We start from the raw sequence: 24,806 nt of genomic DNA on the forward strand, positions 1-24,806 counted from the left end.
CCGCCAAAGTCGTCATCCTCATCAACTACCACAGCCTCAAAGCCGAAAGAGGACGCGGCCTCTCCGAAATGCTCCAAATCGCCTACAACCTCTTCGGCAGCGAAAAAAACCTCCTAAACTCCAAAGACTCCCTCCTCATCGGAGTCACCAACACCCCCCTAACCATCAAACTCGAACAACTCCAACGCTTCATCACCAAAGACAACCCCACCCTCCAAAAACTCACCAACCAACTCTTCACCTACGACCCCCTCGACCGCAACATCCAAGGAGGGTGGAACCGCCAGCAGTTCCTCTCCGCTATCGGAGATCTTAAGCCCGTCCCACACCACAAAAAAATCTTCAACACCGTCCTCACCTACGAAGACGAACACAAACTCCTCCACATCTCAGAAACCCTCGGCAAAAAAATCCAAAAAGCCCTAGAAACCCAAAACTACTCCCAATCCGCCCTCCACTACCAACACCTCGCTTCCCTCAGCATCATCGACCACCACACCATCGAGCGTCACCACCAAACCCAAAAAAGACACCTCCAAGACCACGTCCACACCCAAATCAACCACCTAAACACCCAAGCCCACTTCGAAAACTTCACAAAAGCGGGGACCCACCTCCAAAACCTCCACATCCTCCAACAAACCTTCCCCCACCTCAAAATCAACCCCCAAGACCACCAAAACACCATCGACCACGCCAAAAACCAAAAAGCCCAAAGAGAAGCCCGCTACCGCGACTACCAAAAACAAATCAAAGCCGCCAACAAAAAAATCGACCAGTTCATCAAAATCATCGAAGCCCAAAAAGCCGAAACCCAAAGACAACTCGCCGAACAAGACAAAAAATACAAACAGCTCCTCAAAACCCAAACCCAAACCAACGCCGAAAACCTCCAAACCCTCGAAGAAAGCCTCAAAAACCTCCTCCAAGAAAGAGACACCCGCCTCGCCGAAAAACAAAAACAACTCCAAATCGCCACAAACCTCAAAGACCAAGAAGCCACCCAAAAACTCCAAGCCGAACAAAAAAAACTCGCAGAGGACTACGCCCAAAGACTCCAAGAGGCCAGACAAGAAAAAGAAAAAGTCCACACCGAAAACCAAAAACTCCTCGAAGCCCAGCAAAAAGCCCACCAAATCCAGCAACAAAAACTCCTCGACCGCATCAAAGAACTCGAAGCCCAAAAAAACCAAAACCAAAACCTCCGCCAACAAACCCTCCCCTCAATAGCCTACGGCAAAGCCATCTGGGAAAAACACTTCGGCCCCGGCTCCATCAAAGAAAAGGAACCACGCCTCCCTCGTAACATCGAAGAAATCCTAAACGAACCCACCCCCTTCAAAGTCGAAGGCTATGAAGGAAAAGTCCGCGACACCCACCTCCTCGTTTGGATCCCCAAAAAAGTCAACGGCACAAAGCTCACCCTCAATAGCCTTGAGAGGCTTTTCGGGAAGTATGACGACTATGAAAGCGACGTAAAAGAAGAGTTCGGCACAAAAGGGACCACCTCACACTGGCTCCTCGTCAGCAAAAACATCCTAGTTACCACCCGATCCAAAACCTACGCTGACCAAAAAAAGCTCATCGAGAAATATGCTTCCAAAGGATACACCCTCCCTTTAGCTCTCGATATCGCAGTAGCGGTGCTCCTCCATCAAAAGGAAAAAGGGGAGTATTTGTTGCCAAAAGAGCATCCACTTTTAACCTCCACTTGGTGCCAAGAGGCGTTAAAAAGCGAGTTGCCGGTGGCGATAGGGAGCTTCGCTGGTGCGGGACTGCGTGTCAGTGTCGGCGTCGAATACGACTCCGTATACTACGGGGTTGTGGTTGCGCGGAAACTAGGTGCGCCAAGGAAAGCTTGGCATCTCTAGCTGAGTGAAAGGAATCAGCCGTGGGAATTGCTTATTTACCCACGTAGGAAACTAAACAAGATGAAGGAGTAATCTTAACTTGAAGCTTTAGTAGACAAATATGTAAGCCGTAGCGTGAGCGAACCTGTTCTAGCTTCAAACCTAACAAAGGCGTAGATGGTCAGCCTGTCGAAAAGGGTGAAGTCTAAAACACCTGAGGAAGAAGTAAGCAAACGCACTCAGGTGATCTACCGGAGTTCTAAGGGATGGCGTGCATAGAAAGAGATGGTAAGCGTAAAAAACCGGGATAGGGAGGCCCTCTCGGGCTTTCCCTCCCACACCACCAGGCATACGGGTCCGTACCATGGCGGTTCGATAAAGTTAAATGTCTATACAGGAGCAAGTGTTGGCAATCCTGCTTCCTTGAAATACTTGATACTTAGAGCTCTCCTTACCTGAGGAATGTGACTTAACATCCAAGGACCTCTCGAACTCATGGCTGCCCATACGGCATCTTTCTCTTTGATGCCTAGTTTGATTAGTTCCTTTCTTCGCTTCTTAAATGTTTTCCATTGCTTCCAATGGATGCATCTTAGGCGACGACGTATCCATCTATCTAGCTCCTTGAAGATTGATGAGGTTTCGCAATATCCAAAGTAGCCTCGCCACCCTTTCATATATTTTGATAACTCATTAATCCTTTCCTCCATATTTATGCTTCGGTTTCGCCTGGTAAGTTGCCTTATTTTGACTTTGAATGGAAGTTCCCGATGGAGAAAAGGTCGTATTTTCGAATAAACTGTTGATTTTAAGTCTTTTTCGCAGACTTTCTTGTCTGTTTTTTAGTGGCTACATGAGCATCATTCCTAGGTATGATTTTTGGAATGCTAACTCCCGCTGCTCCTAAAAGTGCTCGGTTTTGAGCTCTTGGTTCTGGGACCTTCTCAAATTTTGTTTGATCGTTTAGGGTAACTTCTATTGTTGTAAGTGTTGAGAGGCTCTTAAGCCCCTCTGCGACCGTAGTGTCGATTTCCTTCCAGAGCATGTCCAGATTTTTCATAATCATATAGGCCATCATCACAACAAACACGTGGCCATGTGTACTTTCAGCAGTCCTTACATGAACTGGTCTGAGCTCTAAAGTTGACTTAGAGGTGCGAAATGCAGACTCGACAAATGCTAAGTCTTTATACCTGTCATGGGCTACTTGCTTATCCGCCTCTGATTGCTTTAGGTCAGTTTTTATTATGTAGCACCCATCAAGTCGGCTTTCTTCTTTAAGCTTTTCCTCACTAAGCTTGAGAACAAGGGTTCGCTCTTCGGTTTCCAGAGATAAGTGACCGTCTACTTTTAATTTTTTTATTTTGGCATTTACTGTTTTAACAGCAGTTTCTACTTTTGCTTTTGGGTGCTCTTCAAGGTACTGGTTCCTGTCTAAGATGAGTTTCTTAATCGCAGCTCTTTTTCTTACACGGTTTTGATCGAGCTCTTCAGCACGTCTAGGGTTTTTCCGAAGAATATATCTTACTCCATCGAGCTCTACTTCATACAACTCTTTGCTGAAGAACTCGAGTTGGATATGGTCTTTTTTTATGAGGGTCTCTATCTCTTTTTTGGAAATCGCAGTAATGTATTGAAAGCCATTCTCTTCTAGCGCTTTGATTTGCGTTCTTTTGATCATCCCTCGATCCCCTACAAAGGTGACCTTTTCGCACCCAAATCGCTTTTTGGCTTTTTCTATTTGGGAGTAAAAAGTTGTAAGATCGCTGGTGTTTCCTTTGAAGATTTCTGTGGAAATTGGCTCCCCTTCGTCATCACATAGAAGTCCCACAACAATTTGTTTCTTTCCCTTTTTTTTATCTCTATTGTAGCCCCAGTCTGCTAGCTCGTTTTTATCTCCCTCAAGATATGAGCTTGTAACATCATAGAGAAATAAATTTGAAGATTGCTCTTTTCGAAGCTTAAAAAGCTTTTGCTCGATCCTCTCCTGGTTATCGTTTAGCCATGCAAGGTTTTGATAAAGTGCATCTTCGTTAAACCCTTTTTCTATCCCAATTGCCGATGCCATTGCATGTGTATTTGCTAAGCGAACAGCTGATAGCCGAGACCCTTGATCAATGACTCTAGCGATCACTTGCCAAAGCGCAAGCTTGCCATCTCTTGAACTTCCCAAAGCGTTAACAATCCCCAGCCTTTTGGCAACTTCTAAAACAGTCCAAACAGCCCCTACGGACAGCCCTTCTTGGCACTTTACAGATTCATCAAATGAACCTAGGTTTGCTAAATCGAGCTTATGCTTTAAGGCAAGTTTAATCGCTTCGATCTCATCGGGGGAGCATTTGCTGAGGTTGGCGATTGTTCGTTTTTTAACTTTCTTGCCTTCTCTATAAGATTGTCGAAGCAGGGTAGAGCTATAAATTTTGCCCGATTTAGTTTTGAATTTGCTTGTTTCAATGTACATGTCCACATGTTAGTTTGTTCTGGAATTTATTGTCAAATGAAATCAAAATTTTTACGGAAAAATTTTAGTGGGTACATTTTCCGACAGGAGCTGTTTGCTTAATCCTAAGAAAACCAAATCTTTAGATCGTTTTGCTTGTGAAATTGGCACCCAAAAACCGGGAACTTCCGTTCAAATGACGGTGTTGTACTCATAATTTTTTCCTTTGTTGGTCTGCCAAGCCCAACAAGGAAAGTACAACATCGTCTTTTTTTTCACTAAATCTTAAGGACAAGCCTTGAAAGTCCACTGGTCAAACCAGTGGCTTACCTGTCAGCGAGTTAAAACCTCATGCCTCACGAGGATCAAGAAGCTCTAGCCCCTTTTGGGAGGCCTCTTTATAGAGAGCTGCTAGAGCTGTTGGCAAGTCCTTTTCTCCTCGCCAGAAGGGAAACTTCCCTAGGCTTTTGAGGAGGGTCCCCTCTTGAGGAGGCTTCTCAAAGCCTCCTGCAAGCCACTCTTCATCGATCTTCCCTTGGGTCCAGAACATTTCGGGATCGGGTGAAAGGGGGGTGGCTTTTTCTACCTCCTTTTTAAGAGGGAGGGAGGTATCGAAGGAGAGCGCTTCAAGCTTATTGAGAAAGGTTTCCCTTTCCATCCCTCTAAGGTGGAAGAGGAGGAAGGGGTCCCGATCGAGCTCTTCTGCTAAAAGGTAGAGCACTGCAGCGACGTGTTTGCAGGGGTTCGACCAATCGGGGCAGCTACAATCGGTCGAGAGGTCTGCATAACTGGAGGGAAGAAGGGGCACCCTTACCTCTTGGAAAAGGACCTCGATGTCTTGGGGAAGCTTCCCCGCAAGGAGCTCCGCGGTGTAGATTGCTTTTTTTGCAAGGGCCTCTAGGACGAGCTGCCAGGCACTTTCGGAGAGCTCTTCCATTTCAATGGTGACTTGGTAGGGCTCTTTTCTTGATCCCTGAACGTCTGCAGAGAATGACCCTTTGGAAACGTGGATGTCGAGAACTTGCCCCTTTCTGGCGTAGGAGCGCCCCCTCGTGAGCCTTTTTGCATCTTCAAAGGACTCGAGCGCATCAATCCACCGCTTGCCCCACCAACTTTTTGTAAACTCTCCTTTCCTGGAGTGACTTTTGATCCCCCCTTCAACGGGAAGGGGTTTTGAAGGTGTATAGTTTTCCCACATGACCTTTTCCTTATGCTACGACCTTGGACTGGAGTTTCCAAAGCTCTTTAAGATTTTCTGTTGAAAGTTCGGTGAGCCAACCTTCTCCCTCTCCGACAACATTTTCAGCGACTTCTTTTTTGCTAGCGATCATCTCATCGATCTTCTCTTCGATCGTCCCTGTTGAAATCAACTTGTGAACCATCACATTTTTCTTTTGCCCGATTCTAAACGCCCGGTCGGTTGCCTGATTTTCTACGGCGGGGTTCCACCACCGGTCGAAGTGGATGACATGGTTGGCTTGCGTTAGGGTTAAACCGACCCCTCCCGCCTTTATTGATAGGAGGAAAACAGAAGGTCCCCCTTTTTCTTTTTGGAACGCCTCTACCATTTTATCCCGCTCTTTTTTCTTCACTCCTCCATGGAGGAATAGAGTTTCTTTTCCATGGTTTTCCTCGATATGTTTTTTTAGAAGTTCTCCCATTCCAGTATATTGGGTGAAGATCAAACATTTATCGCCGACTGCATAGATCTCTTCAAGGGTTTCCTCTAAGCGCGCAAGTTTTCCCGAACGTCCTTCTAGGACTCCCTCATCTTTGAGAAAGTTTGCAGGATGGTTACAGATCTGCTTGAGCTTTGAAAGGGTGGCTAAGATCACCCCTTTTCTATCGATTCCTTCTTTGGTATCAAGCACCCCATTTGCATCAGCAACAACCGATTCATACAAAGAAACCTGCTCGGGGGTAAGCGAACAGTAACTGTTCATCTCTATCTTCTCGGGCAAGTCAGAGATAATCGAGCGGTCTGTTTTCAGCCTTCTTAAAATAAGGGGTTTTGTGAGCTGTTTTAGCATTTTTGTCTTTTGAGGATCTTTTTCCATCTGGATCGGTTTAAAGAAGGTTTCCCGAAACTGGTCTTCGGTTCCCAGGTACCCAGGGTTTAGGAAGTGCATCAAAGACCAAAGGTCTCCTACATTGTTTTCGACCGGGGTTCCCGTTAAGGCGAGGCGATAATTTCCCTCAAGGGTACATGCCGCTTTTGCCTGTTTGGTTCCAGCATTTTTGATGTTTTGGGCCTCATCCAAAATAACCCCTCTCCAATTGACCTCTTTAAGGAGGTCGCTATCTCGGTGGAGCAAAGCATAGCTGGTGATAACAAGTCCCGTATCCTTTACTTTCTGCTCAAAGTTTTTCCCTTTGAGCCGGTCAGGACCATGGTGAACATAAATAGGAAGATCGGGAACAAACTTTTCCCCTTCTCGGCTCCAATTACCCGTGAGAGAGGTCGGACAGACCAGTAGGGAGGGCTTGTTTTCCTTTTCCCACCCTTCCATCAACATAGCCAAGGTCTGGGGAGTCTTGCCGAGTCCCATATCATCGGCTAAACAAGCTCCTAACTGCCACTTTTGGAGAAAGGACATCCATGAGTATCCTCGGAGTTGATAGGGGCGGAGCATCCCTTGAAACCCTTTTGGAGGATCGATAAGCTCAATAGATGCATCACTTTTGAGCGTTTGCAAGAAGTCTTTAATCCACCCTTCTGCCTCAACTCCCTCTACCTCGATCCCGTAAGTGGACTGCTCAACTCCTGCATCAAGCTGCATCAGGTCGAGAAGACTCTTCGGCTGGCATGGGTTTTTCTCTAAAAAATCGACTGCTTTCTGAATTTGGTCTTGATTCAAAAGAACCCAGTGTCCCCGCATTTTAATGATGGGGTCCTTTAAAAGGGCAAGCTCATAAAGCTCTTCCTTTGAAATAGGAAGCTGTCCCAAATACATCTTCCATTCCACATTAAGCGCCTCCCAAATCGACTGCTTTCTATCCTCTTGAAATGGACTGCTTATAAAAGCTTTGGAAGAGAGGTTCATCGCCCCCTTCTTCCACCAATTTGGACAAATCACCCCAAAGCCAAGCTCCTCTAAAAGGGGGGCTTCCTGGTTTAAGAAATCAATAGCGTCCTTAGAGTTTAAGGAGAAATCTTTGGGCACAGCAACATCTAAACTTTTGCTAATACGGTCACAAACCCCTAATCCCACACCAAGAGAGGTAAGGATAAATTGCCTTGCATTAAAGTCAGAGCGATTCACCACTTTTCTTTTTGCCCCTTTGGGGTTCCAAACATCTTCAATCGTTAAAATCAAACTGGGGTCTTCGTAGGACTGAAGTAAGTAGGCAACCTTCCATTCAAGCTCTTTTCCCTCTTCTTCTATAGGCTCTTCTAGCCTGAAGCAGAATTTAAAGGGGGAAAGCCCTGCATTTTTCAAGGGTTGCTGCCACTGCTCAATTCCCTTAGCTAGGAGAAGCCCTTCCTTATTTGGCAATGACAAAGAAGGACTTGTCGCTCCTAAACTATCAAGCCAAATATCATGATCACTTTTTCCCTCTCCTGAAGAAATCTCCCTATTTACTGAAGAGATCATCTCCCAAAGTCCTTTCTTAATAAAAGTCAGAAGTCTCTCTTCATCTCCCATAGAAGGAGGCTCTTTCTTCTTTAATGAAGGGGATAAAGCGCGGCAACAAGGGGGAAGAGCTTTCCTGAGCTGCGCCATCCTCTCTTTATCCCTCCCCATAAAAATAGGCTCCCAACCAGCTCTAAGCCCCTTTTCTTGAAAAAGGGTTGGAAGGTAGCGTTGCCGAACTAAAAGAGAAAGGGTAAACCTTGCAAGTTCTCCTAAAAAGGAAAATTCCTCCCCTAAAACAACCCCAGGAGCAATCATTTTCCTTCCCTTCCCATTCACAAGAAAAGAAATAATTTCTCCAGGAGAAAATGGGCATATCTCAACCATCCATGGGGAGAGGCTTACCTCTTTTTCTTGCTGCTCAGCTGGAAGTTCTCCTAAAAGAGAGCTTGAGGGGAGAGGGGCTCTAGAGTAAGAGGGAAGCCACATAAGCCCCCGCTCCCGCCTAGAGGCTATTTTGCCTAAAGCCCCTTCAAGCTCTTCCCAGCCCAGTCCAAACGGATGGACTTCTGGAGGAGGGTTCAAAGGACGCCTTCCTCGGGACTTCTTTGGAAAGTGTCCTCTGGAAATCAGCTTCTCTCCCCAAAGAAAAAACTTCCCCCCATCAATCGCACCATGTAAAATAATCACTGCTTTTCCCAATGCTTGGATAAAAGGGTGATTTTAAACAAAAAGTTCCCCTTTTGTCAAAATGATTTTGAGCGACGGGGTCGGGTAGAAGGAGTCGTCTATGACGACTCCAACCCCCACACAACCCGCCGTGCCGATTTCCAGCAACGGGCTGAGGTAGTGGAACCAGAAGTTTTATTGTCCAACGTTAGAGAAATGGGGAGTTTTATTCCCTTTCCCTAGAAAAATCTAACGGAGGGACTCGATCTCTTTAACCGAGAGGCCAGTGAGCTTCGATATTTGCTGTACGGAAAGACCATCTTTTACCATAGCTTGAGCGATTTCTAGCTTTTCTTCTTTGCGCCCCGCTTTCCTTTCAGAGGATAAGACTGCCAAGTGGTCTCTATGCTCATTAATACTAGCTTCATAGGCTTTTCTTGTCGCTGGGTCGGATGAAAGCCTTTCCAACCTTTCAAGTGCTCTTTGAAAAACGGGGTCTTGCTTTAAGGTATTTACTTCTTTTTCCTTTATTAAAGAAGCATTTTTAAGGAAATAAAACCATTTTTCTTTATAGGTCTTCAGCTCTTCTAAAGGCTTATCTTTAAATTTTTTAAGATCAACCAATGTTGCCTTCCATTGATTAAAAAGGTGTTCATTAGAAGAAGAGACTTCAGGTTTAAATCGATAGGTTTCTACCACTTTCTCGTCATTCAAAATACCATTTTTTTCTCGTTCATTTCGATGAAAGTCAATAATCGCTACAACATGAACCTTGGGAAGGTCTTTCCACCCTATTAGCTTTTTTTGCTTCTTTCTCTGTTCAGTTTCTGTTGCTTGTTGATGATGGTAATCTATCTGCTCTGTATAATCCTTTCCTAAGTAATAAAGAAGTCTTTTATCAAACCCTTCGTGGTTATAGGTTTGCATTTCAATGATGTAGCGCTCTCCTCCCCTGGTTTTTACCGATAAATCCACAAAGGTTGAGGGTCTACCAACTTCAACCCGCATCTTTCTAGGATCTAAGAATTCTTCAATCTCAATGAGATCATCCCCTTCAAATCCTAATACGGAATTGATAAAACTTTCTAAAAGTTCTTTACTACTTTTATCGCCAAAAAAATCTTTGAAGACGATGTCAACTTTGACATCTAATAGGTCTATCATACTTCTAATACTCCATTACCTACTATTTTAGCATGAAAGAAGCAATCTGTATACACTAATTTTTATCCCCAAGGAGCTAAACGTTGCATAAAAAAATTATGATGTTAAACTTTTTATATCTAGTGCTCCGTCAACCCTAAAACTGAGGGTTGACAGAGCACTAGAAAGCATCCCTTAGCGATACTCTTTAAAAAACAGAAAAGGGTAGCCGATACTCAACGCGCACCGTTTGTGCGTGGCGCGGGAACGCATAGGCATAGATCCGGTAGGCATACTGCACTCCAAGCTCTCCCCAGATTTTGAAGAGATAGGTATAGTTGAGCCCCAGATCGACTGAACGGTGCTCAATGCGGGCGTATCCTTTAAAATTATCGATGTTCAACCGGCTCTGGTTTCCCAAACCAAAGTACCCTTCAGAAAAGAGCTTGAACTTATAATGCTGCGCGATCTTCGTTTCTATAGCAAGCAGGGGACGAAGCCACGGAGAGCCACGGTTGGCAACCCCAGCTCCAAAAAAGCCCCAAAAGCGCCAAACCCAGTTGTAGGTCTGGTCGATCTCTTTGCCAGCAGCTAGGCCTAACTCAAAGTTCCCTTGGGCATGGTAGGGGGAGCTTACATCTCTTAGGGTGCGGGTTGGAACATAGAAGGCTTGCCCTCCTAGGATAAGACTGATGGGGTCACCAGCCACATCATTGAAAACTTGGTAACGGAGCTGTCCTCCAACCCGTCGGACTCCCCAATTCAGCTTGCGGGTACTTAAAAAGTCTGTTTCAAGCTGGACCTCCCAACCAGGCCAAAACTGAACACCTAGGTTGAGGTCAATAAAATGATCATGGGAATTGTAGCTTGAGGGGTTAAAGCCTTGATCAACAGAGGGGTAGTAGCGGTAAGAGTAGGCAGGGCGAAACTGCAGCTCCCCTACCGTTGTCATCCAAGGATCAATGACAAAGGCAAAAAGGGCTACAGGGAAAAAAAGTATCAGATACTTCATCATTGTCCATGGGCGGTTAGCCACCGCTCGGCATCTAAAGCGGCCATACAACCAGAGCCTGCGGCAGAAACGGCCTGACGGTAGACCTTATCTTGTACATCACCTGCGGCAAAGACCCCTTCCACATTGGTGTAGGTACTTCCCGGCTTGACAACGAGGTAGCCATTGTCATCGGTCTCGAGCTGCCCTTTCAGGAAAGCGGTATTGGGGTTGTGGCCAATGGCAAAGAAAACTCCTGCAGCAGGGCGGGTCTCTTCTTCTTTAGTTTCGACATGTTGCAAGGTGACCTTTTCAACCACATCGCCCCCCTCCACTTTGGTTACCACTTGGTTCCAAAGAATCTCGATCTTCGGGTTGTCCATCGCATGCTGCGCCATAATTTTGGAAGCGCGGAGCTCATCTCTTCGGTGAACGATATAGACCTTGCTCCCATACTTGGTCAAAAAGATGGCCTCTTCAACGGCGGTATCTCCCCCACCAATGACATACAGCTCTTTATCGCGGAAAATGGGCATCGCTCCATCGCATACAGCGCAAGCGGTCACCCCTTTTTGCCAAAACTCTCCATCGCCCGTTCCGGGAACATCGAGCCGCTTGGCAGTCGCACCGGTAGCAATGATCAAGGCATCAGCGGTCACGGTTGTTTTTTTTCCCTTAACCGTGAAGGGGCTGCTAGAAAGATCGACCTCTTCGACATCTTCGGTGAGGATCTCGGTTCCAAAGCGCTGTGCTTGCTTCCGCATCGCATCCATCAGCTCGGGGCCGGTGATGCCCTCGGGAAACCCAGGGTAATTCTCCACATCGGTGGTGGTCATGAGTTGCCCTCCAGCAGGGCCACTAAAGAACCCCTCAAACATGAGGGGGGACAGATTCGCACGGGCCGCATAGATCGCCGCAGTAAAGCCAGCCGGACCCGATCCTATTATCACTAATTTTTTACTTTCCATAAGGTATCTATTCTTAAAAATCTCGGTTTAAAACACAAGTTTGCTGTCCAAATAATGCAAATATGAGTAAAATATTGCCATTATCGAAAGGAGAATGGCGTGCGGAACATTCGGCTACAGGAGATGACCAAGTCCCAGGGAGAGGGGCTGATTCTCAATAAGGTGAATTTGGCGATTCCCTCGGGGCAGTTCTTTGCCCTTTTGGGCCCCAGTGGGTGTGGAAAAACAACCCTACTCCGCCTCATTGCGGGGTTTGAAAAGCCCGATTCGGGGATCATCTACCTCGGAAATACCAATATTACCGATCTCCCTGTCAATAAACGGCCGATCAATATCGTCTTTCAAAATTATGCTTTGTTCCCCCACCTGAACGTCTTTAACAATGTGGCCTACAGCCTGGTGATCCAAAAGATCCCCAAAGAGGAAATCGAACAACGGGTCATTAAAATTTTAAAGACATTCCACCTGGAAAATCATATTTTTAAGTTGCCAGCTCAACTATCTGGTGGACAGCAGCAGCGGGTGGCCCTTGCACGGGCAATCATCAATGAGCCCGAGGTCCTCCTCCTCGACGAGCCCCTGGCTGCTCTTGATTTTAAGCTCCGGGAAAAGATGCTTGTCGAGCTGATCGACCTCCAGGATAAGCTGAAAACGACTTTTATCTACGTCACCCACGATCAGTTTGAAGCGCTGACGGTCGCCGACCAGATGGCGATCATGAATCACGATGGGGAGATCGAGCAGATCGGCACCCCCAAAGAGATCTATGAATTCCCTGTCTCGAGTTTTGTGGCGCGGTTTGTTGGAACGACCAATATCTTAAGTGGAACGCTTCATAATATCGAAACAAGCCCTGAGGTAGAAGTGCCTCATATGGGAACGTTTAAGGTCTATATCCCGCAGAAAAAGCTCACTCCACGACAATTTTTGGGAGACGAGGGGCAAGCGAAGCAAAGCCAGATTTCCTTGAATGACAAATCCCATAGCCAAAGTGCTATGGGTGAGAAAGAAAGGAAATCTGGTGAAGCTGCAGCTGCCGATCGGCCTCAAAAATTGTCACGGAGTGAGCAAAACAAAACCTGGATGGGAGAGGGATGTTCGGCAACTTTAAGCATCCGCCCTGAAAAAATCTTTATCTCGAAAAAACCGGTTGAAAATTTCACCAATACTTTAAAAGGGGTGGTCTCTCAAATCGTCTACCATGGCCGCTCTACTCAATACAATGTAATCATTAATAACCAGTTTAAGATTCAGGTGTTCGAACAAAATGAGGAGCATTTTGCCCAAGAGGATATCGACTACGACGATGAGGTCTACCTATACTGGCAAAAGGAAAATGCTCTTTTACTGGAGAGTTAGGGATGTACGCGCTTTTTTCTAAGATCCAGCAAAGAACACGGCAAGAAAGCTCGTTTGCGATTGGCTCTCCCGCTCTTATTTGGCAGATCATTTTCTTCTACCTCCCCCTTTTGCTTATGATGGGTAGTAGCCTCTTTGTCCTTATGGACGGGGGAACGGTTAGGCTCTCCTTTGAAAATTTTGCCCCCCTCTTTTCGACCGCCCACCTCTCGGTCATTTTTAGCTCGATCTCTTTAGCTCTTTGCACCGCTTTGATCTCTCTTTCGATCGCCTATCCGCTAGCCCACTTCATCGCTTTTAAGGGAGGGCGGTACAAGACGTTGATGCTCTTTTTTTTGATCGTCCCCTTTTGGACCAATTTCCTCCTCCACGTGTATGCTTGGTTTTTTGTCCTTGAGCGGGAAGGATTTTTAAATACGGCTTTAAAAAGTGTGGGGGTAATCCAGGAGCCGATCCATTTTCTCAACTCGATCTTTGCGGTGATTTTGATGATGGTCTACTGCTATCTCCCCTTCATGGTTCTCCCGATTTTCTCAAGTTTGGAGCGGTTTGACCGCCGCCTTTTAGAGGCTTCAAATGACCTAGGCGCCTCTTGGAAAGAGACCTTCCAAAAGGTGATGCTCCCCCTCACGTTACCTGCGGTGCGGGCCGGCTTTTTCCTCGTCTTCATTCCCGCCTTTGGGGAGTTCATCATCCCCGAGTTGATGGGAGGAGACAAGCGCTACTTTGTTGGAAATGTGATCTCTCAATATGTCCTCGGCAAGGAAACAGGAGGGATGGGAGCGGCCTTTATGGTTCTGAGCTGCTTTTCTTTAATGGGGACGGTGATGCTCGTCTATTTTTCGTTTAAAAAGGTGAGCAAAGTGCTCCTGAGGGGGCTGAAATGAAGCGGCTATTTGGAATTTTTGTTGTCCTCTCTTCTTATCTTTTTCTATATGTTCCGATCTTGATCTTGATTATCTTCTCCTTTAATACAAAAAGTTTTCCCTCTCCTTGGGAGGAGTTTACCTTTAAGTGGTACCATGAGCTCTTTAATAGCTCTACCTTATGGCGCTCGTTTTCTACTTCGATCATCGTTGCCTGCTTTTCGACAACGTTAAGCCTCTTAATGGGCATTTTTCTCATTTTTTTCCGGGCGCAAGGAGGGCGGGTGCAAAAGGCGCTTCCCCTCTTTTATGGGAACCTCATCATCCCTGAAACGATGCTTGCCATTAGCTTACTGAGCTACTTTACTCTCTTTAAGATCGAGCTAGGCCTTCCCACCTTGATTGTCGCCCATACGATTTTGGGACTCGGTTTTGTCATCCCGATCCTCTACACCCGCTATCTCCAGCTTGATCGCCGCCTGGTGGAGGCCTCTGAGGGGCTTGGAGCCACCCCTTTGCAAACGTTTTTTAAGATCACCCTCCCCCTTCTCCGCCCCACCCTTTTGGCAACGGGCCTTTTGATCTTTATCCTCTCGTTTGATGACTTTATCCTCTCCTATTTTTGCGCCGGCACCTCGGTTCAAACCCTTTCGCTCTACTTGCTTTCGATGCTCCGCTCGGGGATCTCTCCAATTGTCAATGCCCTTTCTGCCATCCTCCTTCTCCTGAGCGGCGGGCTGGCAATCCTCTTTTTCTCCCCTAAAATCAGGAGTCGGATCTTATGAAGAGTGTGATTATCTTTATGTGGATTGCCTTGATTTTTGGAGTCCTAACCTTCTCCAAACGGGAAAGCTCCTCTAAAAAAGAGGAAAAAACAATCGATGTTTTTGCCTGGTCAGAGGCCTTTTTTCCTGAAACGATCGAAGCATTTACAAATGAGACGGGAATCAACGTCCGGATGCACTACTACACCTCGAACGAAGAGCTTTTAACAAAGCTCCGTGCTTGTAAAGGGAAAGGGTATGACCTCATCATCCCTTCCGATTATACGGTAAAAATCTTAATCGATGAGGAAATGTTAAAACCCCTAGATAAGAGTCAGCTTGAGTTTGCTTCTCACCTCAACCCTGTCCTTCTTGGGCGCGATTATGATCCTGATAATACGTACTCTTTGCCTTATGAGTGGGAGATCTTTGGGTTTGGGATCGATGTGGATGCTTTTGATAGCCCCCCCACCTCATGGAAAGAGCTTTTTTCTCCTTCAATGGAAGAGACAAAAATCGCCATGACCAATGATCCAATTGAAGCGGTCAACTTTGCTGCCTACCACCTTTTTGGTGAGGATCCCACCATTTCCGATGAGGGTGTTTATCGCATTAGCCACCTCCTAAAAACACAAAAAAAATGGGTCGAGTCTTACGCAGGTTTAAGGGCAGATTACCTTTTAGCAACGAAAAACTGTCAGATTGCCCTAAGCACCGGCTCTTTTATCTTCCGCTCCCTTGACCACTCTCCCCATGTCAAGTTTGTCCTTCCCGACGATTATACCTTCATCTCGATTGAAAATGTCTGCATTCCCAAATACTCGGAAAAAGAGGCGCTTACCTACCTATTTCTCAATAAGGTCTACGCCCCTAAAGCGATCAGCAAGTATTGCAGCACCTTTTACACCTTCCCCGCCACAACGAATTGCTATCCCCTTATCGAAGCGCCCCCCTACTACATGGAGATCCTCCAAGATCCCGAGTTCCACAAGCGGCGCCTCTACTTCATCCGCCACCTCATCTCTGAGAAAGAGGCGCGCACCCTCTGGATTAATGTTAAATCCTAAATAGGGTTGCTTTTCGACCATGAAAGACCCATTTTATGTTTGCTTTTCGACCATGGAAGTGGTGTTTTATGTTTGGAATACGACCATGAAAAACATAAGCAACTAAGGATTAAGGATGAAAAGATTGGTTGAGTGGCACCTAGAACAATGGAAAATGAGCTTTATGCGTAAACCCTTGTTAATCAGGGGAGCACGTCAGGTAGGGAAAACCCATACAATTCGGAAGTTTGGAGCCTCTTTCAAGAACATCGTCGAGATTAATTTTGAGCTAGCTGAAGACGCAATACCTACTTTTGAAAAGGATTTAGATCCCCACAGGATCCTTCAAGAGCTCAGTTTGCGTGCAGACCAGGATATCATTCCAGGAGAAACACTCCTTTTTCTTGATGAAGTTCAAGCAGCCCCTAAAGCTATTATTGCTCTGCGCTATTTTTATGAAATGATCCCCGAGCTTCATGTCATTGCAGCAGGATCTCTTTTAGACTTTGCGCTTGAGCAGGTTGGCATCCCTGTCGGACGTGTTGCCAGTCTTTATATGTATCCCCTTTCATTTATGGAATTTTTGTCGGCAACAGGAAACCAACGCTACATCGAAGTGATCTTAAACCACGATGAAAAAGAGGAGATGGCTAAAACTATTCACTCAAAACTTTTAGATCTCTTAGGGCACTATTTTGCGATTGGAGGAATGCCTGAGGCTATTGCTAAGTGGGTCAAAACTCAAAATGCTAAAGTGAGCTTTGAGGTTCAATATCACATCATCGATAACTATCAGATGGATTTCAATAAATATGCTAAAAAACATCAAATCAAGTACCTCCAGCAACTATTCACACAGATTCCCTATATGGTAGGCCAACAGTTTCAGTATAAAAATGTGCATGGAGAGTATCGAAAAAGAGAACTTGCCCCCTGCATAGATTTGATGACAATGGCTGGTATTATTCATCCCATCCATCATACTGCTGCCCATGGCTTGCCTCTAGGAGGTCAAGTTAACTTAGAATGGTTTAAGCTTATTTTTCTAGATATTGCTATCTGCCAGGCGATTCTTGGCTTTGATCTTTCTTCGTGGTTTTTAGAGCCTGATGCACAGTTCGTTAATAAAGGAATGGTTGCTGAAGCCTTCGTGGGACAGGAGCTTCTTTGCGACTCACAAAGCTTCAAGAAAAACCATCTATATTTTTGGCGAAGAACTGAAAAAAGTAGCAAAGCCGAAATCGACTATGTCTACACTTTTAAACACCAAGTTCTTCCTATTGAGGTTAAAAGTGGGCCTGGAGGCAAGTTAAAAAGCATGCATCTATTCCTCGATCAACATAAAAAGCTTCCGTATGGTCTACGCTTTTCAACACTCAACTACTCTAAGTCTGAGAAAATTGTCTCAAAGCCTCTCTATGCTGTCGCATCGCTCGCCCATCCAGACGAGCGGAAAGCGCTGGAGTCTTTATTTGAAAAGAGCTAATAAAGAGAAAAACTAAGGATTGAGGTTTGGCGCTCAAACGGACACGGCCCCTTTTTGCCATTTACTTTACCTATTTTCTCGATTACTTCGGGTATGCGATCGTCTTTGGCGTCTTTGGTCCCCTTCTCTTAAGCCCTGAGTTTGGGATGTTTTCCCCAGAAACTTCGGTCCGTTACCGCAACTTCGCCCTTGCAGCTCTTTTTGCCGCTTACCCTCTGATGCAGCTCATTTCAGCTCCTGCCTTTGGCGATATCGCTGACCACTTCGGGCGAAAAAAGACCTTTCTTATTCTCAATATTGGGGCAACGGGGGGCTACCTTCTTTCAGGGTTTGCGATTCTTTGGCACCACTTTCCCCTTCTCCTCCTTAGCCGTTTTATCACGGGAATCTTCTCTGGGAACCGGACGATTTGTATGGCCTCTCTTTCCGATCTCTCCCCTGATGAGGAGAGTCGCTCTAAGGCTTACGGGATTATTGGAACGCTGGGAGGGGTCAGCTGGATTATCTCGATGCTTGTAGGTGGGATCTTTTCACAAAGTGTCACTCCCTCGGTCCCTTTCTGGATCACAACGGGGCTTTCTTTCCTAAACTTATGTGTGATTTTCTTCTTGTTTGAGGAGACTACTGCCATAAGAGCGCGGTTTTACTTCGATCCTCTAAAAGGGCTTCGAAGCATCGCTTATTGTTTTAAGATTCGGGGAATCGGCTCTTTATATGTCTACTATCTCATGATAATGATGGGATGGGGGATCAACCTCCTTTGGCTCAACCCTTATACCCTCTCCCGCTACCCCGTTTCGAACCAGGCCCTTTTTCTAGTCCTGGGATCGACTGGAATCGTTTGGTCACTCGGAAGCTCTTTTTTTAACAAGCTCCTCTTAAAATGGTATAAGCCTGAAAAAATTGCCCGCATTGGGTCGGTAGGGCTATTGGGAACATTTACCCTTTGATGAACCATTTTGCCCCTTTTGCCTCCTCTGCTCTTCTTGCATCAGCATTTGGCGCCCTTGCATGGACAAACTCTCTCAGCCTCATCTCTCTTAAGGCTCCTGAAACGGAAGTTCCCGATGGAGAAAAGGTCGTATTTTCGAATAAACTGTTGATTTTAAGTCTTTTTCGCAGACTTTCTTGTCTGTTTTTTAGTGGCTACATGAGCATCATTCCTAGGTATGATTTTTGGAATGCTAACTCCCGCTGCTCCTAAAAGTGCTCGGTTTTGAGCTCTTGGTTCTGGGACCTTCTCAAATTTTGTTTGATCGTTTAGGGTAACTTCTATTGTTGTAAGTGTTGAGAGGCTCTTAAGCCCCTCTGCGACCGTAGTGTCGATTTCCTTCCAGAGCATGTCCAGATTTTTCATAATCATATAGGCCATCATCACAACAAACACGTGGCCATGTGTACTTTCAGCAGTCCTTACATGAACTGGTCTGAGCTCTAAAGTTGACTTAGAGGTGCGAAATGCAGACTCGACAAATGCTAAGTCTTTATACCTGTCATGGGCTACTTGCTTATCCGCCTCTGATTGCTTTAGGTCAGTTTTTATTATGTAGCACCCATCAAGTCGGCTTTCTTCTTTAAGCTTTTCCTCACTAAGCTTGAGAACAAGGGTTCGCTCTTCGGTTTCCAGAGATAAGTGACCGTCTACTTTTAATTTTTTTATTTTGGCATTTACTGTTTTAACAGCAGTTTCTACTTTTGCTTTTGGGTGCTCTTCAAGGTACTGGTTCCTGTCTAAGATGAGTTTCTTAATCGCAGCTCTTTTTCTTACACGGTTTTGATCGAGCTCTTCAGCACGTCTAGGGTTTTTCCGAAGAATATATCTTACTCCATCGAGCTCTACTTCATACAACTCTTTGCTGAAGAACTCGAGTTGGATATGGTCTTTTTTTATGAGGGTCTCTATCTCTTTTTTGGAAATCGCAGTAATGTATTGAAAGCCATTCTCTTCTAGCGCTTTGATTTGCGTTCTTTTGATCATCCCTCGATCCCCTACAAAGGTGACCTTTTCGCACCCAAATCGCTTTTTGGCTTTTTCTATTTGGGAGTAAAAAGTTGTAAGATCGCTGGTGTTTCCTTTGAAGATTTCTGTGGAAATTGGCTCCCCTTCGTCATCACATAGAAGTCCCACAACAATTTGTTTCTTTCCCTTTTTTTTATCTCTATTGTAGCCCCAGTCTGCTAGCTCGTTTTTATCTCCCTCAAGATATGAGCTTGTAACATCATAGAGAAATAAATTTGAAGATTGCTCTTTTCGAAGCTTAAAAAGCTTTTGCTCGATCCTCTCCTGGTTATCGTTTAGCCATGCAAGGTTTTGATAAAGTGCATCTTCGTTAAACCCTTTTTCTATCCCAATTGCCGATGCCATTGCATGTGTATTTGCTAAGCGAACAGCTGATAGCCGAGACCCTTGATCAATGACTCTAGCGATCACTTGCCAAAGCGCAAGCTTGCCATCTCTTGAACTTCCCAAAGCGTTAACAATCCCCAGCCTTTTGGCAACTTCTAAAACAGTCCAAACAGCCCCTACGGACAGCCCTTCTTGGCACTTTACAGATTCATCAAATGAACCTAGGTTTGCTAAATCGAGCTTATGCTTTAAGGCAAGTTTAATCGCTTCGATCTCATCGGGGGAGCATTTGCTGAGGTTGGCGATTGTTCGTTTTTTAACTTTCTTGCCTTCTCTATAAGATTGTCGAAGCAGGGTAGAGCTATAAATTTTGCCCGATTTAGTTTTGAATTTGCTTGTTTCAATGTACATGTCCACATGTTAGTTTGTTCTGGAATTTATTGTCAAATGAAATCAAAATTTTTACGGAAAAATTTTAGTGGGTACATTTTCCGACAGAAGCTGTTTACTTAATCCTAAGAAAACCAAATCTTTAGATCGTTTTGCTTGTGAAATTGGCACCCAAAAACCGGGAACTTCCGCTGAAAATATGCAGGGGAAGGTGATGGGGATCTCTCAAGGACTCGGATCGCTCTCTCTTCTCTTCGCCCCCATTCTTGCTGGGGTCATCGCTGGGATAAATATTGCTTATGTCTACCCCATGGCTGCCTTTCTTATTCTAGTTTCTTTTGGGGTTCTAACTGCATTTGGGCACAAAAAAACCGCGATTACGGAGTAACGCGGTTCTTATGAGTCGATTTAGTTAGCAGCGACTTTTTTTTCGTTTACAAACTTAATCACATCTCCAACGGTCCGCAGTTTTTCAGCTTCCCCTTCAGAAATTTCAAAACCAAACTTCTCTTCAAAAGTCATGATCAGCTCTGTTTGATCAAGAGAATCAGCGTTTAGATCCTCTACGAAAGATTTTTCAGGAGCGACCTCTGCGCGATCTACGCCAAGTTGCTCAACAATGATATCAATCACTTCCTGTTCTACAGTCATAAAATAAAATTCCTTTGTTTAAACATGTTTAAAAACTTAATTGTTAGGGGTTATGCAATCATCCCTCCGTCAACGGTCAGCACCTGTCCAGTAATATAGTTGGACCGGTCACTTGCTAAAAAGACTGCTGCGTGGGCGATTTCTTTTGGGTTCCCTAGGCGTCCCATGGGAACCTTTTTGAGTATTGCTTCTTTTTGCTCGTCGGTGAGCGCATCGGTCATCGGTGTTTCAAAAAATCCAGGTGCAATGCAGTTCACGTTTACATTGCGGGGACCCAGCTCCTTTGCAAGGGAGCGGGTGAGCCCCACTATTCCGAGTTTAGAAGCAGAATAATTAACCTGACCGGGATTTCCTGTCAAGCCAATCACCGATGTGATGTTAATAATTTTCCCTTGGCGCGCCTTCATCATCGGGCGAACAAGGGCATGACTGAGGTTATAGACCGACTTGAGATTGGTCTCAATGACCTGATCCCAATCGTCTTCACTCATCTTCATGAAGAGTTTGTCACGGGTAATGCCGGCGCAGTTCACAAGGATGTCAACCCCTTCCCACTCTTTTAAAAGGTGCTCTACAGAAGGGTTCACCTCTTCTTTTTTCCCGACGTTAACGGTATCAAACCAAAAACGTTGTTCAGGGGAGGTGCGAAATTCTTCAAGCGTTTCGACAACTTGCTTGGCTCGTTCTAAATTTGTCCCTAGGATCGCCACATCAGCGCCCTCTTCAGCAAAGGTCAAAGCGATCTGCTTTCCTAGTCCTGATGTTCCCCCTGTAATGAGGGCTCTTTTTCCTTTAAGCAATCCCATGTTCTACCTTACTGTTAAGTGTTTCTAAATCTTCTACCTTTTCAAGGGTCAGTGTCTCTCCCTTCACCCCAATCTTTCGGTTCATTCCACTTAGGGTTTTTCCGGGGCCAATTTCGATAAAGAGCTCGATCCCTTTTTCTTCCATCTGGCGCACGCCCTTTTCCCATTGAACGGGAGAGGAAACCTGGCTAATCATGAGCTCTTTAATCTCCCCTTCTGAAACAAAGCCGCCGGGGACATTCATCACCAGTTTGATCTCACTTTCTACCAGGGTGATCTGTTCGATTTTTTCGCGAAGTTTTTCTTGGGCTTCGCTCATCAAGCCGCTATGGAAAGCTCCCGAAACATCAAGAGGAAGGACCCTCTTGGCTCCTTTTTCTTTAAGCATGCCACTTGCTTTTTCAACCCCCTCGATGGTTCCCGAGATGACCACTTGGCCCGGGCAGTTCAGGTTAGCCACCCAAACCCCTTCGATAGAGGTAATCGCATCTCTGACAACATCGGGTTCCATCCCAAGGCAAACCGCCATCGTTCCAGGGTGATTGATCCCCGCTTCATACATATAAAGGCCGCGCGCACGGACAAGTTTTACCCCCTCTTCAAAGCTCAGGCGTTCAGAAGCGGTAAGCGCGGTATACTCTCCCAGGCTAAGTCCTGCAACAGCCGTTGGGGTGATTTCTGGCATTTGCTCTTTTAAGACGCGCCAGAGAGCAACGCTCATGACATAAATGGCTACCTGACTATTTTTGGTCAGGGTAAGCTCTTCACCAGGACCTTCAAAGAGGAGCTTTGTCAGGGAAAAGCCTAGAATTTCATCGGCTTCTTGAAAGGTTTCTCTAACGGAGGAAAAAGTCTCATAAAAGTCTTTTCCCATTCCGACATATTGGGCTCCTTGCCCAGGAAAAATAAAGGCTATTTTCTTATCCACGATCGACCTCACAGGTTAAAGATGCAGCGCCCCAGGTGAGCCCTGCTCCAAAGCCAAAGAGAACCATCCGCTCTCCCCGCTTGACACTCTTTTCTTTTAAAAGTTCATCCAGGGCGATCCCCACAGAAGAGGCTGAGGTGTTCCCATACTTATGGATGGTGACATAGACATGATCGTTAGGAACCTGGAACCGCTTTGCTAGCGCGTTGATGATGCGAAGGTTTGCTTGATGAGGAACCATCCAGCTGATTTCCTCCTCTTTAAGTCCTGCCGCATCGAGGGAGGTTTTCACTGCCTCTTCCATCCGACGGACCGCATGTTTAAAGACCTCTTTTCCACCCATTTGGATGAAGTGCTCTTTTCCCTGGACCGTTTCGATCGATGCGGGGCGTTTTGATCCCCCTGCAGGCAACTTTAAGATTTCTGATTGCTCTCCATCCGACCCTAAGGTGACATTTTCAATGGTATATCCCTCTTTTGCATCACTAACAACACAAGCCGAGGCTCCATCTCCAAACAGGACGCAGGTGTTGCGATCTTCATAGTCGACGATCGAAGAGAGCTTTTCTGCTGCGATGATTAAAACATTTTTGTACATCCCTGACTCAACATAGGCTTTTGCCATGGAGAGGGCATAGATGTAGCCTGAGCAAGCGGCCTGCACATCCATCGCTGCAGCACCCGTTGCCCCGAGTCGATTTTGAATCAGGCAGGCGGTGCTGGGGAAGACATAGTCGGGGGTGAGGGTTGCCACCAAGATCAGATCGATCTCCTCAGCCTCAATGTTTCCATTTTCTAAGGCTCTTTTCGCAGCCTCATATCCCATATCAGAGGTGAACTCATCACTCGCTGCCAGGCGGCGCTCTTTCATCCCTGTGCGGGAAATGATCCACTCGTCGGAGGTGTCGACCATCTTTTCGAGGTCTTGGTTCGATAAGACCCGCTCTGGGAGGTAGGCACCTACCCCTATAATTTTTGCTTTACTTTTCACCGTAAAATGATTCCTTAAATGACTTTCAAATACTATACCAAAAAATCATTAAAGAGCCAATTGGAAAAATCCATTAGGTGGAAAAATCCTAAACTGCTAGGATGCGGGGGTATGCTGAAATATCCTAAAGATTTATTAACACTCATCGCCCACCTCAAAAAGCTTCCCGGGGTGGGAAAAAAGACTGCTGAGCGGTTTGCCTTCTCCCTTTTGGAGTGGGATAACAAGGAACTTTTTGAATTTTCAGAAGGGATTGCTACCTTAAAAGAGCGGGTCCAGGCCTGTGCCGAATGTGGCTGCTTGATGGATGGGGTGCAGTGCTCCTTCTGCGATACCTCGCGGCGGGACAAAGCGCTCCTTTGTATTATAGGGAGTTCTCGCGATGCTTATGCGATTGAAGAGACGGGCAACTTCCGTGGTCTTTACCACGTCCTTGGGACCCTTCTTTCCCCTCTTGAAGGGAAGACTCCTGACAGTTTAAACCTTCCCCACTTAGAAGATCGGATTAAGCAATTAGGTGTGGAAGAGGTGATTCTTGCCCTTGACTCGACGCTAGAAGGGGATGCGACCTCTTTATATCTTAAAGAGGAGCTTCAGAAAAATGGGATTGAGGTTTCCCGCCTTGCTTTAGGACTTCCCCTCGGCAGTTCGCTAGACTTTGTCGACGAGGGAACATTATCGCAAGCTTTCTCTGGAAGGCAGAAATTCTAATGTAGCGGCTTGCTCTATGTAAAACTTGACCCATAAACCAGTTGAAATATCCAGAGAATCATATATAGATTCGTCGGGGCTGGCGCCCCCGCTGCCCCTTGAGCTTCAATCTGGCAAGCCAAATCGATCTTCCTCGGGGGGCCGTGCGGAGCACTGATCCACCCACTCGTTCAGATCGATTTTTCACAGCCATCTTGGAGCCATCGACAGCTCACGGCATGGCTTTTCTTAAGCCTCCGGCTTCGAAGCCATGTCCGTTCACTGGAGAGTTTTCTTTTTTTTCTTCCCCAGCGAACTGATGTGAGTTCAAGCCCGGAGGGCGCCGAAACGAACGCGGTGAGCTGTCCGCGGCTTCAAAGCGCTTTTGGGAAATCGGCATGAAGGAGGGGCCCGCACAGGGTTGTAACCCGGGCCTCCGACTGAAGGTCGATTTAACTTAGCGAATTAGCCCCTGGTTAGAGGACAGGAACGTTTAGATGGCTTTTCGATTTTTTTCGAGAAAGTGAGCCTTGCGACGACCCCATAGCCGGTAGGCGCTATTGGGGAGGAGCAAGATCTCTTTATCGGGAAAAAGAAAAAGCCAGATAAATGCTAATGGCCTTCATCCAGGGGTCTTGCTCAACGGGGCAGCGGGGGACGCAGTCCCCGACGCATCTATATATGGTTCCTTGGAGTTGTCCGCTGGTTTACTTATCGACTTTCATCAAACTCAAACCATCAACATTTCAGCAATTCCCGCTAAAATTTTAAGCCCTTGATTGTGATTAATTTGCAGTTTTTATAAAATTTTGTTTTCGCAAACTATTAAAAGGTAAGGGCAGAAAG

20 protein-coding genes and 1 pseudogene are annotated in these 24,806 nt (G+C 45.9%); 9 read left to right on the top strand and 12 right to left on the bottom strand.

Annotated features, from left to right (window positions below):
* Window positions 1–1,871 (top strand): annotated as a pseudogene (locus tag NEPTK9_RS05875) (hypothetical protein); the annotation flags it as partial.
* 368 nt (window positions 1,872–2,239) lie between these two features.
* On the opposite strand, the gene NEPTK9_RS10015 reads toward NEPTK9_RS05875, so the two are convergent.
* From NEPTK9_RS10015 to trxB, 7 genes are all read right to left on the bottom strand, one after another.
* On the bottom strand, window positions 2,240–2,638 hold the full coding sequence (locus NEPTK9_RS10015; RefSeq protein ID WP_194847919.1) for a group II intron maturase-specific domain-containing protein: 399 nt from the start codon (window positions 2,636–2,638) through the stop codon (window positions 2,240–2,242).
* Window positions 2,639–2,658: 20 nt separating this feature from the next.
* Complete coding sequence (locus tag NEPTK9_RS05885; protein WP_194847903.1) at window positions 2,659–4,311, bottom strand: IS1634 family transposase; 1,653 nt, start codon at window positions 4,309–4,311, stop codon at window positions 2,659–2,661.
* 328 nt (window positions 4,312–4,639) lie between these two features.
* Window positions 4,640–5,488, bottom strand: a complete 849-nt coding sequence (locus tag NEPTK9_RS05890) for an SWIM zinc finger family protein (RefSeq protein WP_194847904.1) — start codon at window positions 5,486–5,488, stop codon at window positions 4,640–4,642.
* Window positions 5,489–5,498: 10 nt separating this feature from the next.
* Window positions 5,499–8,555, bottom strand: coding sequence for a DEAD/DEAH box helicase (locus NEPTK9_RS05895; RefSeq protein WP_320412055.1), 3,057 nt, complete (start codon window positions 8,553–8,555; stop codon window positions 5,499–5,501).
* Window positions 8,556–8,783: 228 nt separating this feature from the next.
* Window positions 8,784–9,698 (bottom strand): Rpn family recombination-promoting nuclease/putative transposase, encoded by a 915-nt coding sequence (locus tag NEPTK9_RS05900; RefSeq protein ID WP_194847905.1) that lies wholly within the window; start codon window positions 9,696–9,698, stop codon window positions 8,784–8,786.
* Window positions 9,699–9,885: 187 nt separating this feature from the next.
* Window positions 9,886–10,689 carry a hypothetical protein gene (locus tag NEPTK9_RS05905; protein WP_194847906.1) on the bottom strand — a complete coding sequence of 268 codons (804 nt, stop codon included), beginning with the start codon at window positions 10,687–10,689 and terminating at the stop codon, window positions 9,886–9,888.
* A complete protein-coding gene (gene trxB / locus NEPTK9_RS05910) occupies window positions 10,689–11,636 on the bottom strand; it encodes a thioredoxin-disulfide reductase (RefSeq protein WP_194847907.1) in 948 nt (315 codons plus the stop codon). Before trxB ends, NEPTK9_RS05905 begins: the two co-directional genes overlap by 1 nt.
* 99 nt (window positions 11,637–11,735) lie before the next feature.
* Here trxB and NEPTK9_RS05915 point away from each other — a divergent pair, with 99 nt between their 5' ends.
* The 6 genes from NEPTK9_RS05915 (at window position 11,736) to NEPTK9_RS05940 (ending at window position 18,107) form a co-directional block, all read left to right on the top strand.
* On the top strand, window positions 11,736–12,995 hold the full coding sequence (locus NEPTK9_RS05915) for an ATP-binding cassette domain-containing protein (protein ID WP_194847908.1): 1,260 nt from the start codon (window positions 11,736–11,738) through the stop codon (window positions 12,993–12,995).
* A 2-nt stretch (window positions 12,996–12,997) separates the two neighbouring features.
* On the top strand, window positions 12,998–13,882 hold the full coding sequence (locus NEPTK9_RS05920; RefSeq protein ID WP_194847909.1) for an ABC transporter permease: 885 nt from the start codon (window positions 12,998–13,000) through the stop codon (window positions 13,880–13,882).
* Complete coding sequence (locus tag NEPTK9_RS05925; protein ID WP_194847910.1) at window positions 13,879–14,646, top strand: ABC transporter permease; 768 nt, start codon at window positions 13,879–13,881, stop codon at window positions 14,644–14,646. Before NEPTK9_RS05920 ends, NEPTK9_RS05925 begins: the two co-directional genes overlap by 4 nt.
* Window positions 14,643–15,692, top strand: coding sequence for an extracellular solute-binding protein (locus tag NEPTK9_RS05930; protein ID WP_194847911.1), 1,050 nt, complete (start codon window positions 14,643–14,645; stop codon window positions 15,690–15,692). Before NEPTK9_RS05925 ends, NEPTK9_RS05930 begins: the two co-directional genes overlap by 4 nt.
* A gap of 115 nt (window positions 15,693–15,807) precedes the next feature.
* Window positions 15,808–17,157 carry an ATP-binding protein gene (locus NEPTK9_RS05935; protein ID WP_194847912.1) on the top strand — a complete coding sequence of 450 codons (1,350 nt, stop codon included), beginning with the start codon at window positions 15,808–15,810 and terminating at the stop codon, window positions 17,155–17,157.
* A gap of 26 nt (window positions 17,158–17,183) precedes the next feature.
* A complete protein-coding gene (locus tag NEPTK9_RS05940) occupies window positions 17,184–18,107 on the top strand; it encodes an MFS transporter (RefSeq protein WP_194847913.1) in 924 nt (307 codons plus the stop codon).
* A 155-nt stretch (window positions 18,108–18,262) separates the two neighbouring features.
* Here NEPTK9_RS05940 and NEPTK9_RS05945 read toward each other — a convergent pair whose 3' ends face one another.
* Window positions 18,263–19,915 carry an IS1634 family transposase gene (locus NEPTK9_RS05945; RefSeq protein ID WP_194847903.1) on the bottom strand — a complete coding sequence of 551 codons (1,653 nt, stop codon included), beginning with the start codon at window positions 19,913–19,915 and terminating at the stop codon, window positions 18,263–18,265.
* 67 nt (window positions 19,916–19,982) lie between these two features.
* Between NEPTK9_RS05945 and NEPTK9_RS05950 the strand changes: the two genes are divergently transcribed.
* A complete protein-coding gene (locus NEPTK9_RS05950) occupies window positions 19,983–20,282 on the top strand; it encodes a hypothetical protein (RefSeq protein WP_194847914.1) in 300 nt (99 codons plus the stop codon).
* A gap of 20 nt (window positions 20,283–20,302) precedes the next feature.
* Here the strand turns inward: NEPTK9_RS05950 and acpP are convergent, their stop codons facing one another.
* From acpP to NEPTK9_RS05970, 4 genes are read right to left on the bottom strand one after another with little or no spacing between them, the layout of a single operon-like run.
* Window positions 20,303–20,545: an acyl carrier protein gene (gene acpP, locus NEPTK9_RS05955; protein WP_194847915.1), complete on the bottom strand. Its 243-nt coding sequence runs from the start codon at window positions 20,543–20,545 to the stop codon at window positions 20,303–20,305.
* 50 nt (window positions 20,546–20,595) lie between these two features.
* On the bottom strand, window positions 20,596–21,351 hold the full coding sequence (gene fabG, locus NEPTK9_RS05960) for a 3-oxoacyl-ACP reductase FabG (protein WP_194847916.1): 756 nt from the start codon (window positions 21,349–21,351) through the stop codon (window positions 20,596–20,598).
* The gene (gene fabD / locus NEPTK9_RS05965; protein ID WP_194847917.1) at window positions 21,338–22,279 is read right to left on the bottom strand and encodes an ACP S-malonyltransferase; all 942 of its coding nucleotides are present in this window, start codon (window positions 22,277–22,279) and stop codon (window positions 21,338–21,340) included. The genes fabG and fabD overlap by 14 nt, the downstream gene beginning before the upstream one ends.
* Entirely contained in the window at window positions 22,272–23,270 is a 999-nt protein-coding gene (locus tag NEPTK9_RS05970) for a beta-ketoacyl-ACP synthase III (RefSeq protein WP_194847918.1), read from the bottom strand. The genes fabD and NEPTK9_RS05970 overlap by 8 nt, the downstream gene beginning before the upstream one ends.
* Before the next feature lie 114 nt (window positions 23,271–23,384).
* Here NEPTK9_RS05970 and recR point away from each other — a divergent pair, with 114 nt between their 5' ends.
* Window positions 23,385–23,981 (top strand): recombination mediator RecR, encoded by a 597-nt coding sequence (gene recR / locus NEPTK9_RS05975; protein ID WP_194847921.1) that lies wholly within the window; start codon window positions 23,385–23,387, stop codon window positions 23,979–23,981.
* Window positions 23,982–24,806: the final 825 nt, after the last annotated feature.

Source organism: Candidatus Neptunochlamydia vexilliferae (assembly GCF_015356785.1).
GTDB classification, from domain to species: domain Bacteria; phylum Chlamydiota; class Chlamydiia; order Chlamydiales; family Simkaniaceae; genus Neptunichlamydia; species Neptunichlamydia vexilliferae.